Source organism: Cuneatibacter caecimuris (assembly GCF_004216775.1).
GTDB classification, from domain to species: Bacteria; Bacillota; Clostridia; order Lachnospirales; family Lachnospiraceae; genus Cuneatibacter; species Cuneatibacter caecimuris.
Genome location: NZ_SGXF01000008.1, coordinates 1 through 12804, shown reverse-complemented (window position 1 = coordinate 12804; position 12804 = coordinate 1). Strand labels below are relative to the sequence as shown.

The following is a 12804-nucleotide window of genomic DNA, read 5'->3' as shown; positions in this document are numbered from 1 at the left end:
CATGATCTCTCCTCACTTTCAAACCCCGGCGCTACTCCGTTTCATTCCCTTCGGTATTTTCATGCTCCGTGATCGTCCCGTCCTCATTGACATAGAAGCATTTCGCTCCATACGCCTTTCCGCCCGAATCCATAGAATAGTAGTCATAGCAGTCCTGCTCATAGCCGGAAGCATTTTTCGCCCGCACGCGGATAAAGTACTGTCCCGGCGGCAGCAGGTCAAAGGTCATCTCAGGAAGGCGCAGGCCTTCTTCCTGCACCAGAATGTTTTGGAAGCTGTAATCTGTGGCCAGGGCAAAACTGTAAGTGATGCTCTCATTATCCATATCAAAAGAAGTATCCCACAGCACTTCCAGACGGCCGTCCTCCACATATGGCGTACCCACGAAAAACGGCCAGGGACGTTCCAGGCTTTCCAGAAAATATTGGTAGTTTGTTTCTGTCTCATCCGCCATCCCGTTTAAAAGCATATCGTAATTCTCCTGACTCACCAGAGAATATGTCAAATCGGGAAGACGGTAAACGTAGGGTTTCACCACCTCGCTGTATTCTGAAATTTTTTGAGACATAATCTCACGATTCAGATAGTTGGCTCTGAGGTCTTCCACAGCAGCGCTGAGCTGAGCCCGGTATCGGTCCACTTTAAACATTCTCTCAAATAAAGCTGAATGGAGGAATTGGGTCATACCCTGTTCCCAGGACTTGCCTTCCGAATAATCCTTCCATTCATGGTACGTCCTGGAAAATGCGGCATCATTGTCCCAGGATATAAAGTACCATTTTTCCGAATTCAGCGGACTGTAGATATAATAATTACGGGACCCAACGTCATAATTTCCGGTCAGGATGTGGAACGCCATCCAGTAGCAGATGTTCTGTGAGTCAAAGTTCTGTTCCACAATATCCTCGATTGGGATGGAATAATCGCTGATCTTATCCAGCAGATCCAGAAGTTTGGTATGGTCATCATTTCCTTTGATTTCAATATATTTCTCAAAAGCTGCCTCATCGTAATCCGGATCCGATTTCAGCTTCAGCGCATCATAACGATACCATTCAAAAAAATTTATTTTATACAGATGCCCTCTGTTGTCCAGACCGTGGTTTTTCAGATAAGTCTTGTTCATTTGTTCCACTTGGGTATACAGACCGTAATCTGTGAATACACCATTTCCGCCTTCTGTTTCATCTTTTACATACAGATGGACGAACTGAGTCCGGGCGCTGATCATCTCCGGCACGTTTTTCATCAGGTCATAAGCCAGCTTGTTCCGGAAGCGCACCGGATCTCCCACGTGCTTATTCAGCGCGATGGTCCGCTGCCCTCTCCAGCTCCCTTTTTCTTCTTTGATTCTGATTTTATAGTTTTTCTGTTCCCTCTTGGAAGAGGTCTGCCCTCTGATCTGAACGGCAGCGTTCGCTACAGTTTCCCCGTAGCCGAACTCCCCTTCCGCCGGGCCGTTCTCATCACCAATCTGCAGAAGCGCTTCACAATTATACCTGGGAATTTCATTATCATCGTAATAATATGCAGAATAGGTATTAATCTCAGTCCAGGTATGGTTGGTATTATCCCCTTCCGTCCCCTGGCGGACCGTCAGATACATAGTGACCACTGAATTCTCATCATCATCCGCATAAACAGCCATATTGTCCGACACTCTGTTCTCCTGAGGAGGTTCCTTTTCCACATAAGTTCCTGTCTGGGGCGCGGCTGTTGCCGGCTCTTCCCCGGAGCTGCCGCCGCAGCCGGCAAGCACGGCTGCCAGGATGATGACCGCCAGTTCACCTGCTGTTTTGATTCGTCTGCGACCCTTCCTCTGCATATTCTCTCTCCTCCTGTCCAGGCCCTTCCTTTTTCCGGTCTTCCTGCATCTGCCAGGACTTTTCCTGCTTTTCTTTTTTCCTGTCTGCGATTTCCTGCCAGCGGGCCTGTTCTTTCTCTCTCTGCTTTTGATCCCTTTCCTCCAGATAGTCGCAGAATCTGGCGAATACCCCCTTTTCGCGGTTGGCAATGATCGCCTGCCTGCAGAGCAGGAAGTAAGGCAGGCGCCTGGTATACCATTCCAGGCGGAGCCACACGATAAAATAAAATATGAGACCGCCCAGCAGAAAACCAAGGCCAAAATATTTTATGCTTCCAAACAAAATCTGCAGGACCGTGGCCGCAACACTGACAGCCGCAAAGGCCAGCGTTCCCAAAAGCGCGCCTGTGTAATCTTCAAAATACAGCAGAATCAGCATGATAGAATTGCTGATAGCGTACACGCCGTATCCGGCGCACAGAAATCTGTAAATCCCGATGGAAGTATCTGTAAAACCCATGGGCATCCACTCCAGCAGGAAACTTCCGAACACCACAAAAATAATGGTGGAGATCAGCTGTTTATGCCCCCCGAATGTAAGTTCCTGCTTCAGCAGGGAAAGCATCTCTGTCTCCGCCTGTTCAATATCCCTGATAGAACCGTTGTCATTAAACAGACTGTAATAGTTCCGGTATGCCGGATAAAATCGCACTTCCACAGAAGTCACAAAATTGACCGTTGTGATCAGGATAGAAAAAAAGGCGAACAGCGCCGGCACATCGTGCATCGGAGCTCCATAAAACAACCCCTGCACCTGTACCTGCAGCGGGCCGAAATACATAATTACCAGATGCGCGAACAGGCCGATATTCACAAAACCGCCGATCAGGGACAGAGACCGGTATCGGTCAAACCACCGCAGGAATGAAAATTTGCTGCCTTCACTTTTCGGGAAATAGTCCAGCAGCAGTTTATAATACCAGCACATCAGAATACCATAGGCCACAATCACGCAAAGCATCAGGCTCACAATGCTGACCCAGCCCAGAAGGACAAAAATCAAGGCCAGCAAAAAACCGATCATCAGAGAAACACAGAAGGCCAGTACAATGGATTTATAGTCTTTCAGGGCTGTCAGGTAAACCATTTCCGTCCAAACTACAATCAGGATCAGCGAAAACCACAGGCAGCATACCTGATAAATAAAAGGCACGCCGGAAAAATGCAGAAATACCCCATAGAAAATCCCTCCCGCTGCCAGCATGACAGCGCAGCTTCCATAAAAAGACGGCATAATTTTCCCGTTCTTCTCTTCATACAGCATATCCGACACAAATCTCGTAACAATCATATTCAGCCAGCTGGTCACTGTCAGAGAAACCAATAAGCTGTAAGTCAGCATGCAGTTCATCAGCTCCCTGTCATGCTGGTTCAGGCCGGCCAGCCGCGCCACCAGGGACATGCCGGTCAGCAGGATCACGCCCAGGATCATAGGGCCTGCGCAGATGATCCCCGCATAGCCGTAGGCCCTGCACAGAGAAAAAAATCCCCGTTTCTTAAAAAGCCGTTTTAAACTGAATCCGATTCCTGCCATTTTCTAAACACCTCGTCATAAGCCTGCAGATAGTTTCTGATCATATCCTCATGGCGGAAATAAAGCTCCACCCGTTTCTTTCCGGTCATCCCCATCCGGTAACGTTCTTCCGGACGGGTGCACAGCTGTTCCATGGCCGCGCAGATCGCTTCCCTGTGCATGGGCGGGACGCAGTATCCGGCGGGCCCCAGAGTATCTCCCTCCATACCGCCGATCAGCTGCTTGCAGCAGCCCACATCCGTGGTCACACAGGGCCTGCCTGCCGCAAAAGATTCCAGCACTGCCAGCGGCTGTCCCTCTGAAATACTGGTCAAAATCGTAAAATCAAACTGTTCCATATATTCCAGCACATTCACTGTGCCCAGAAAAAACACGTCCTGCAGCTGCAGTTTTTCTGCCAGATCGTAACATTCCTGAGCATATTCCTGATCGTCTTCCGGCCCCGCGATATGCAGCCTGGCATACGGCACCCTGGGTTTCAGCTCTGCAAAAGCGTAGAGCAGGGTTTTCACATCTTTAATGGGCGCGATCCGCAGCACGGCCCCGATATCCACATACCCGTTATCTTTCTTCAGCGGAATATTGCAGAATCGGTCATAATGAATTCCATTGGTGATATATCTGCATTTTTCCCGCCTGCATCCCATCTCGATCTGGATCTCCATGGCCCGGTCAAACAGGCTGGTGATCATGGAAGCGCCGGAATAGGCGCAGTCTGACAGCATGTAAAAAAAGCGCACCCAAAAACGTTTAAACGCCGGCACCACCCACTTGGCGCGGATAATTTCTTCTTCTCTTTCTCTGGTATAGATCCCGTGTTCCGTAATCATATAAGGCACATGATTCACATAACTCCCCAGCCTGGCCAGCACGCCGCTGTATCCTGTGGCAATCGCATGATAGAGATCCGCCTCCGGCACCTCTTCCTGGATGGTGTACAGGATGGGCAGCATCATGGAGCGGACTGTGTGAAACAAATCAGAAAAAGCAGTATACGGATATTCTTCATGGCAGATCTTCATAAGAATTTCCAAAAATTCTTCGCTCATCAGAAATGCAATGGGGGAAACCTTATTGTCATGGTACATTTGAAACAGCAAATCCCAATCTGGCTTCCGGCAGTTAATGAACTCCCGCAGGGCAGAGAATTCTGCTTCCGAAAACCGGTAATGCTGTTTCTCAAATCCCATTGTAAGCGCGTCATTCAGAAAAATTTCCCGGATCTCCGCCACATTTTCCGGAAGCTTATATTTGAATTTCCCTCTGTCCTCAGAAGACGCCCCCACTGCCCATATCACAAATTCGTGCTGGGGCATGGCCTGGATGTACTGATGAATCCATGTGGATACGCCTCCGGTCACATAAGGATAGCACCCCTCCAGAATCACACAAATTCTCATTGAACCGCCTTTCTCTGAACTGTCACATGCTGGTTTTCTGCTTTCAGAAGGTACAAGTCCCCCTGCAGCCGGGTCAGTTTTCCTCCGCTGGTCCCGCTTTCTTCCGGCTCCCAGGCGTTGAAGCGTATCAGGAACCAGGCTTCATCCTGGAAATTAGACAGCTCCAATTCCATCCCTGTTTCCGTGCTCTTTTTTTCGGCCTGCACATAATAAAATCTCTGTACTGCGGCCGCCGTTCCTGATCCGGTGAGACGGCGTATCTCCGGCGCTGCGCCGTAGAGCCAGTCCATATATTCTTCCAGCCTTCTGCAAAGCTCCGGCCAGCCCAGCTCAGCTCCCAGATCAGGATTCAGCACATCGCTGAGATACATGAAATGCGTATTCACATAGTGCATATTCAGTTCGGACAAAGCGCTGAGCTTCATATCGGAATTGATATAACACCCATAGGTGATCCTGGGCGTTTCAATGAGCCCGTCCCCTGACACTGCAAATTCCTGAGCTATGGAAAACTCCCCTCCCATATAGGAGCCTGCAACCGCCCTTATTTCAGGAATCGTATTCCGGAGAATTTGCCGCCCTTCTTCTGAAAGGATATTGGCCGGGGGAGTATAGACCTGTGGGTTCTGTTCGCTGAAAAGTTCTCCGAAAAAACGGGAAATTTCCTGAAGAGCCGCAGCCATATCGTTCTTCGTTTTCCAATACTTCAATTTCAGATCTTTCTGGTAATCCAGTTCAGGCCGCTGCTCAAGAGCGCTTTCAAAACCTTCTGTGCACAGCGGCAGGTGATTATAACCATATATGCCGATCTCACCGCCATTCTCCAGCAGCTGTGCCCCAAAATACTGGTATCTGTTCCTGGCGCCGGTCACCTCAAAAGGCGGCTCCACTCCGCCGGCGCTGCTTTCCACCAGAGACCCTGTGTAGCGGATATCATACTTTTGAGCCAATCTCAGGAGATCCGGCCACCATTCGTTAATATAAAAAGTATACAGGTCCATATCTCCATAAGTTTTCGTAATATATGCATTCTTTCCCTGGGGAAGAGGCGCGGGAAAACCGTCCAGATAAAACGCAGCCCCATTGATTACAGGATAAGCGCAAAAATCTCCCAGCAGGCTGTAGGCAGAAGCGTAAATTCCTCTGCAGGATTTTTCATATATTCCCAGATTTACCACTGCAACCTGCCCCTGCCCCAGGCTATATTCCCAGAGCAGCGGGATTTCCTTCTCATCGCTGGATACCATATGTACCTGGCAGCTTTCATCCAGCACAGCAATGATGGAAGATTCAAAGGGGTTTTCTATTTCATAGTCCTTCTGGCTCCCGGCCAGCAGAAAATCGTCTTTCAGGCGTCTTGTACCGGGTATTTCCCAGACCGACGATTCCCACCTGCTGGCTGACCCAGCGGAAAGTAGTATCTACTTCAGGAACCGCTGCGATCAGCAGGCCTCCTCCCTGAGCGGTCCATTCCATCACATCGGCAACACCATTCCTGTTCTTTTCATAATTTGAAAAACCCAGCACAACTTTTTCAAACCTGCTGCAGGGCGGAACTTCCTCCCTGCCAATATCCACAGCAGCATACCTGACGCCCATATCCTTCAGGATCTGTGACATCTGCCGACAGAGCAGGGAAGAATCTTCATCGCTGCTGTCCCAGAGATAAAGGCATTCCAGTGTTTCTCCTTCCGGCGGCACAGGAACCTCTGCCTTCTTTTTTTCCTGAAAAACCTTCTGATCCAGGATAGCAGTATCCGGTCTGGAAGAAAAAGATGCGATCCATCCGGTCTGGCCCAGCAGGGCCGCTGTCAGCGCCACAAAAATTCCAAGTATTATCACAACAGGGATATATCTGGCCTTTCTGGCGCGGCTCTTCTCTATCTTCATCTGACTTCCCACCTTTCAAATTCCCAGACGCGGCCGGTTACTCCAACTCAATTTTCACCTGGGAAGCATCTGCCCGCAGCAGGTACAATCCTTCAGACACCTGAGACATGCTTCCGCCCTCCACCTTTCCCGGCTTTCCTTCATTGACTCTCACAAACAGCCAGGCTTCATCTGCAAACCCGTCCAAGGTCAGCTTCAGGCTTCCCTCCTCCAGTTTTCTCCCCACTTTCAGCGCGTCATAGCGCTGCACCGCTCCCGCCAGTTCCGTTCCTGTCAGATTCCTGATCTCCGGCGCAGCACCATACAGCCATCCCATAAACTCCGAAATCCTTCTGTGCAGTTCCGGCCACCCAAGCGCAGCTCCCCGGTCCTCATCCAGAACATCATCGGGATGCTGAAAATGTGTGTTCACAAAATGAAAATTCAGCTCTGCCATGGACGCCAGCTGCATGTAATCATCCAAAAGATACCCGGAAATAATCCTGGGCGTTTCAATTATGCCGTCCTCCGATACCTCAAATTCCTGTTCATAGGCCAGCCCTCCGGGCAGATAAACACTGGCGATGGCCTTAATCTGGGGAAAATCTTCCGCCAGCAGGCGCCTCCCCTCCTCCGACAGAATGTTGGAAGGAGGCACGTAGACCTGGAACTGTTCTTTCGGAAACAGGCTGCTGCAGAACTCATTCAGCTCTCGAATAGACGCAGCCATATCCTCCCTGCTGTTCCAGTGCCTGTAAGAATCATACTGACCGCCGAAATTAAAATTGTTCAAGCAAAGCGGCATATGGTTATAACCGTGAAAACCAATCTCGCCTCCCTGGTCCAACAGCATATTGCCAAAATACTGGTAGCGCCGCTGATCATCATTTCTGTCAAATGGCCCCTGAACCTGATCAGAATACGCCTCAATGACCAGGCCCGTATAGCGGACTCCATATCGGTCCGCCAGGTTATACATGTCGTTCCACCATACCTGGGTATAAAAATCCTTGATATCCATTCCGTATTCCGCCTGGATATATTCACTGCTTCCTCCCGGAACCGGTGAAGGAAAATCATCAATATAAAATGTGGAGCCATTGATTACCGGCCAGGCGCATACTGGCTCCAGCAAAGAGAAAGAAGCACAGTATATCCCCCGATACGCCTTTTCCAGAAATCCCAGATTATTAAACACAACAGTGCCCTGCCCCAGACTTCTGCTCTACAGCACAGGAATCCCGCCTTCTTTTCCGGACCGGATATAGACCATGCAGTCAGAATTGAGGCTGACAGTCAGGGAAGATTCATATGGGTCCGTAATTTTATAATCTTTCCTCTCGGAACCGATCATGAAGGGAATGTTAAAATGAAGCCCTTCTACCACTGCCATAGTTCCTCCCACATCATAAATCCCCAGTTCATCCTGTACCAGAGTGAAACTCCCGTTTACTTCCGGAGGATACACAATCATCAGACTGCCCCCTGCCTTCACCCAGTCCAGTATATCCAGAATCCCCTCATCCAGCAGGTTATAATGCGTTATGGAAAGCAATACGGAAGAATAACCTTCCAGCATTTCTCCTGCGAACTCTTTCCCGCCGCAGAGTTCATAGGGAATCCGCATTTGCTGCAGAATATCTTCCATCAGGTCTCTGCCTTTCACGCCGTTGGCGTCCTCTTCCCATAAGATCAATACATCTGCATCCGTATCCACCTCTGCATGTCCAAATTCACTCTCTGAAAGGGGGAGAATCATTTTTTCCCGGGCGCTGTAGGAAACATTCCTCTGAACAAAATACAGAACCGCTATGAGCACCAAAAACATGGCGATCACAATCTGCAGCCTGCCAAACTGAATTTTCTGGTTCTTCTTTTTCATATTTCCCAATGCTCCACTTCTGCTACTTCTTCCAAAATTCCACTATACTCCTGCCTTCTCCGGTGAGATGGATCTCACGAAAGCGAAGCAATTCCAGAGTCCTGTCTATCCCCTTCCTGTCCTTTACCGCAGAATAATACTGGATCAGGAACAGATATCCTGTTTCTTCCTTCGGCCACAGTTCCAACACTCTGCTAATTTCCTGATATGCGGTATCATACTCTTTCAGCTGTATATCTGTTTCTATCTTTCTGCGGTAGAGAGAAAGCTCCTCTCCTTTTGTTTTCAGTTTCCGGTCCAGAAGGCTGCTGTAATTGCGCAGCTGAATACTTCTGCTGCTGCCTTCCAGCAGGCCGCTGCTCAGATACCGCTCCAAAAGCCCGAGATATGTGTCCAGCAGCGCTCCGTCGTCAGGAGTCTCCGCCAACTTCCTCTCCAACTCCTGAAACTCCAGATCATATTCCTTTTGAAGCTCTACCAGGGCCGTAACTGCATAATGAACCACCTCTGTATCGTCATTCATTCTGGCTTCCTGAAGCTGATCCACATAATTTCCGGGATCTGAATACATCACTTCCATCATCAGCTCCCGCCTTGTGGACGGCGCATTGATCAGCAGAGCTTCTTCCAATGGCACCACACGCCCTTCAATAGGATCTTCCTCCATCAAAATGCTGCGGTGGATTTCATCGTTGATTTTCAGCTTTTCCACTCCCACATCTTCTTTGACTTCCTGTTTCCCTCTGCTCCGAAACTCCTGTATCACAAGGCAGACCAGTCCCCAAACAGGAACAAACCACGCCAGCATCATTACCATCCTTCCGCATTCCAGGATCCCCAACCGGATCAACAGATACAGCAGGATGCAAATGATTATATGGAATACCAGAAAAATAATTATCAAATTCATCCCACCTTTTCTACCAGCTGATACTGCAGGCCCTTTCTGTCCAAACGCTCCCCCACAATCCCAAAGTTCCTTTTGTTCATCTGAACCAGCAAAAGATAAATATTGCCTGCCTCATCCATCCCCAGCGTGTCGCTGGCCCTGACCATCCCGGCCAGCAGCTCACTGACCTCTTTTTGATCATAGCCCGGGAAGCGGACCAGCACATAGTCGGCAACGCCCGCCTCCTGCATATCCTCCTGAACTCCCAGGATCTGCCGGAACCTCTCCGGCCTGGCCACATTAGTCTCCGGATAATAGAGACGCTCTTCCTGCAGGGATTCATATTCAACAGCGCGTAAAAATGAAGTCTGCACCAGGCCGCAGAGTATGCGGAAAATATTCATATAGTGCATGCCATACTGTTCAACGCTGGCCTCCCAAATGGCGACGAGCAGCACAATTCTATCTCCGTCAAAAACCCCGCAGGCATACATGGGCATGTCAGGAATCAGCTCAGTGTTTTTCCAGACATTCCCTCCCTTGACCTGGCGGTACATTTCTTCATATTCTTCCAAACGAATAGATTTCGTCAGCTTAGTCAACCTGCTGCTGGAGCAGACCACCAGCCTGCCAAAACGCTGGTAATCATCCAGAGAGTAAATGGCTATGGTATGGTTTTCCAGAATATCCTCCATCACCTGCAGCCCCTCAAGGAATATGCTCTCCGGCAATTCGTTATCCAGCCTCTGAACCGCATCAAAAATCTTTCCGAAACTGTCCTTGAAGCCCAGAATCTGCTTTTTATACTCTCCCTTATTCTCCACAGCCCCATGGTATACATCATTCAAAAAGATATATTTGTCACGAAGAAGGGCGTACTCTTGTTTAGAGAAGCTCAATTCATCTGTTTTTTTATTGCGGATATAGCCAGTGATAGATCCTGCCATGAGATATATGGCAAAGGGAATCCAATTTTCAATATTATAAAACAGAAGGGTCCCGCTCATACCGATCAGCGCATATTGCCTGACCAAAACCGCACTTTCCAGCAAAGCGGCAAAAATCCCCATGCGCATTCCGTAAATCGTCCCCATAATCACAATGTACAGCAGCCTTACATCCACAAACTTGAAATATACAGAGTCGGAAGTGTAATAAGCGATCAGCTCTGCTATCAGAAATACCAGAATTAGCTCTATATATTTAAATATCCCTTTTCCGGCTTCCGTGAATGCTCCCAGAATCCTGCTGCCCGCGCCCCGCCGTCCCCGGACCACTTCATTTATGAAAGTCCGGTAATAAGAACCAATGTTTTCCATCACATTTTCCATAGGCACAAAACCGTATTTACTGCGCAGTTCCATGGGATAATCCGGCCACTGGATCATATCCGGATAATTTTCATACATCACCTGCACATCCGGCGAAACCAAGCGGAGCATTTCCTCCAGATCGCTGTATTGATAGCGGTAGCCACTGGTAGCGTAATAACTGCCGCTGCTGTCTTCTGTCTCTTCGGTGATTTGTATCAAAAGTTCGGTCAGATCCTGCATTGCAAGAAAATCCACCCGATCTTCCCTGTGATAAGGAAAAATCACCTTATCCTTTTCATAAATATTCCGAAAAACCCCTCCCAGGAAATTTTTATCATTGACGCGGTCAGCCACATAAGGCAGCCAAAGCGTCACCACACACATCTCCGTTTTATCCTGGAAATATTGGCACAGTTCTTCCGTCTTCGCGGCGCTGAACGTCCCGCTGGATGGATATTCTCTCTTCAGCAGCTCCCCCATACGCCCATATGTATCCAGATAATTCTGGCTGTTCACTGTGGACAGGACAATCAGCTTACCCACCCTGGAACGCCGGCACTCCGCCAGGGTCTGTTCCAGCTGCTGCGCTTCGCCAAAAGATCCCTCTCCTCCATCTGCATATCCTGTCACATACCAGACAGCATCAAATGTAAACACTTCAAAAAGGTGTGCAAACTTCTCCTCCACAGGCAAAGTGCGGTAATAATGAATATTTTTATGTTTTCCGGAAAACTTTGCAGTTCCCGCCAGAATAATTTTGTTCTCTTCCGCCAGCGCCCTGCACGCTTCCTGGGTAAACAGCTCTGTATTCCCTGTTATCAGTATTGTCGCCATTTCACTGTCCCTGTCCATTTCCTTGGAGACCTGCCGTAATACAGGCCATTTTTGATTGGAAAAAAATAAACGAATATATATCTAATATGATACTCTTAACAGCATAAAATTGCAAGTATAATTATTGTACAAAAAGTAGGCAATTAAAATACTGCCGATGATATTTTAATCAGCATCTGTGGATAGTAACCTGAAATGATTAGGTTTAGCATGAATCAAATAGAAAACATTATACGGTATGAGATTTATAAAGGAATTTACTTTAGTTTTTCACTAACAAAGAGTCCGGCGGGCCGGACTCCCGCGCCGAAGCGCGGTCGCTTTAGCGGCCATATTTCCTTAGCGCGCAGTGCGCATCCCCCGGAGGGGTTTATCGCATAGGGAACTGCGTTCCCTATGCAATGAAAAAACTGCTGCAGAATACTCTGCAACAGTTCACTCTTCTCAACTGCCGGCGACCGGGATCGAACCGGTACGGGTATCGCTACCCACGGGATTTTAAGTCCCGGGCGTCTGCCAGTTCCGCCACGCCGGCATCTTACATGTTCCCATGTAAAATGGGGCCTATAGGGCTCGAACCTATGACCCTCTGCTTGTAAGGCAGATGCTCTCCCAGCTGAGCTAAGACCCCAAAAACGACCCAGAAGAGACTCGAACTCTCGACCTCCGCCGTGACAGGGCGGCGCTCTAACCAACTGAGCCACTGGGCCATTGCTATAATATTGCTTTCACTATTGCTCTTGCAGTTAGTGGACCTTCGGGGACTCGAACCCAGGACCGACCGGTTATGAGCCGGTTGCTCTAACCAACTGAGCTAAAGGTCCAAGCAATGAAGCCGATGATCGGACTCGAACCGATAACCTGCTGATTACAAATCAGCTGCTCTGCCAATTGAGCCACATCGGCATGTGTGTTTGAACTCAATCTTCATTGAGTAATGACTCCAAGGGGATTTGAACCCCTGTTACCGCCGTGAAAGGGCGGTGTCTTAACCGCTTGACCATGGAGCCGCAGAACAGGGAATTTCCACTGCTCCAAGCTCCCCGAGTAGGGCTCGAACCTACAACCCTTCGGTTAACAGCCGAATGCTCTACCATTGAGCTATCGAGGAATATAAAGAAGGTCTGTACCTTCAAAACCACACACAGAAACCATCCAGGCTCTCCTGAACCTCTTCAGGTCAAGCCCTCGACCGATTAGTAACAGTCAGCTACATACC

Annotated in this window: 7 protein-coding genes, 7 tRNA genes and 1 pseudogene; all 15 read right to left on the bottom strand. The window is 48.9% G+C overall.

Annotation, left to right across the window (positions count from 1 at the left end):
* Positions 1–31 precede the first annotated feature (31 nt).
* The 15 genes and pseudogenes from EV209_RS14480 to EV209_RS14405 all read right to left on the bottom strand — a co-directional run bounded on the left by EV209_RS14480 (position 32) and on the right by EV209_RS14405 (position 12696).
* A complete protein-coding gene (locus EV209_RS14480) occupies positions 32–1825 on the bottom strand; it encodes a CotH kinase family protein (RefSeq protein ID WP_130436187.1) in 1794 nt (597 codons plus the stop codon).
* Complete coding sequence (gene pelG / locus EV209_RS14475; RefSeq protein WP_130436186.1) at positions 1785–3398, bottom strand: exopolysaccharide Pel transporter PelG; 1614 nt, start codon at positions 3396–3398, stop codon at positions 1785–1787. Before pelG ends, EV209_RS14480 begins: the two co-directional genes overlap by 41 nt.
* Positions 3374–4798 carry a GT4 family glycosyltransferase PelF gene (gene pelF, locus EV209_RS14470; protein WP_130436185.1) on the bottom strand — a complete coding sequence of 475 codons (1425 nt, stop codon included), beginning with the start codon at positions 4796–4798 and terminating at the stop codon, positions 3374–3376. The genes pelG and pelF overlap by 25 nt, the downstream gene beginning before the upstream one ends.
* Positions 4795–6072 (bottom strand): DUF2194 domain-containing protein, encoded by a 1278-nt coding sequence (locus EV209_RS14465; protein ID WP_165388944.1) that lies wholly within the window; start codon positions 6070–6072, stop codon positions 4795–4797. Before EV209_RS14465 ends, pelF begins: the two co-directional genes overlap by 4 nt.
* Positions 6073–6106: 34 nt before the next feature.
* The gene (locus tag EV209_RS14460) at positions 6107–6688 is read right to left on the bottom strand and encodes a DUF2194 domain-containing protein (protein WP_130436183.1); all 582 of its coding nucleotides are present in this window, start codon (positions 6686–6688) and stop codon (positions 6107–6109) included.
* Between the two features lie 37 nt (positions 6689–6725).
* Positions 6726–8495, bottom strand: a pseudogene (locus EV209_RS14455) (DUF2194 domain-containing protein).
* Between the two features lie 76 nt (positions 8496–8571).
* Complete coding sequence (locus EV209_RS14445) at positions 8572–9459, bottom strand: tetratricopeptide repeat protein (RefSeq protein WP_130436180.1); 888 nt, start codon at positions 9457–9459, stop codon at positions 8572–8574.
* A complete protein-coding gene (locus EV209_RS14440) occupies positions 9456–11603 on the bottom strand; it encodes an NAD-dependent epimerase/dehydratase family protein (RefSeq protein WP_130436179.1) in 2148 nt (715 codons plus the stop codon). The genes EV209_RS14445 and EV209_RS14440 overlap by 4 nt, the downstream gene beginning before the upstream one ends.
* A 431-nt stretch (positions 11604–12034) precedes the next feature.
* A tRNA-Leu gene (locus tag EV209_RS14435) sits at positions 12035–12120 on the bottom strand.
* 23 nt (positions 12121–12143) lie between these two features.
* A tRNA-Val gene (locus EV209_RS14430) sits at positions 12144–12216 on the bottom strand.
* Between the two features lie 5 nt (positions 12217–12221).
* Positions 12222–12295: transfer RNA gene (locus tag EV209_RS14425), tRNA-Asp, on the bottom strand.
* Positions 12296–12335: 40 nt separating this feature from the next.
* Positions 12336–12409: transfer RNA gene (locus EV209_RS14420), tRNA-Ile, on the bottom strand.
* A 9-nt stretch (positions 12410–12418) separates the two neighbouring features.
* Positions 12419–12491: transfer RNA gene (locus EV209_RS14415), tRNA-Thr, on the bottom strand.
* 32 nt (positions 12492–12523) lie between these two features.
* Positions 12524–12595, bottom strand: a tRNA-Glu gene (locus EV209_RS14410).
* Between the two features lie 29 nt (positions 12596–12624).
* A tRNA-Asn gene (locus EV209_RS14405) sits at positions 12625–12696 on the bottom strand.
* Between the last annotated feature and the right edge of the window lie 108 nt (positions 12697–12804).

Coding starts and splice junctions, on each gene's coding strand:
- EV209_RS14480 (WP_130436187.1), bottom strand. CDS start 1,825: ATGCAGAGGAAGGGTCGCAGACGAATCAAAACAGCAGGTGAACTGGCG.
- pelG (WP_130436186.1), bottom strand. CDS start 3,398: ATGGCAGGAATCGGATTCAGTTTAAAACGGCTTTTTAAGAAACGGGGA.
- pelF (WP_130436185.1), bottom strand. CDS start 4,798: ATGAGAATTTGTGTGATTCTGGAGGGGTGCTATCCTTATGTGACCGGA.
- EV209_RS14460 (WP_130436183.1), bottom strand. CDS start 6,688: ATGAAGATAGAGAAGAGCCGCGCCAGAAAGGCCAGATATATCCCTGTT.
- EV209_RS14445 (WP_130436180.1), bottom strand. CDS start 9,459: ATGAATTTGATAATTATTTTTCTGGTATTCCATATAATCATTTGCATC.
- EV209_RS14440 (WP_130436179.1), bottom strand. CDS start 11,603: ATGGACAGGGACAGTGAAATGGCGACAATACTGATAACAGGGAATACA.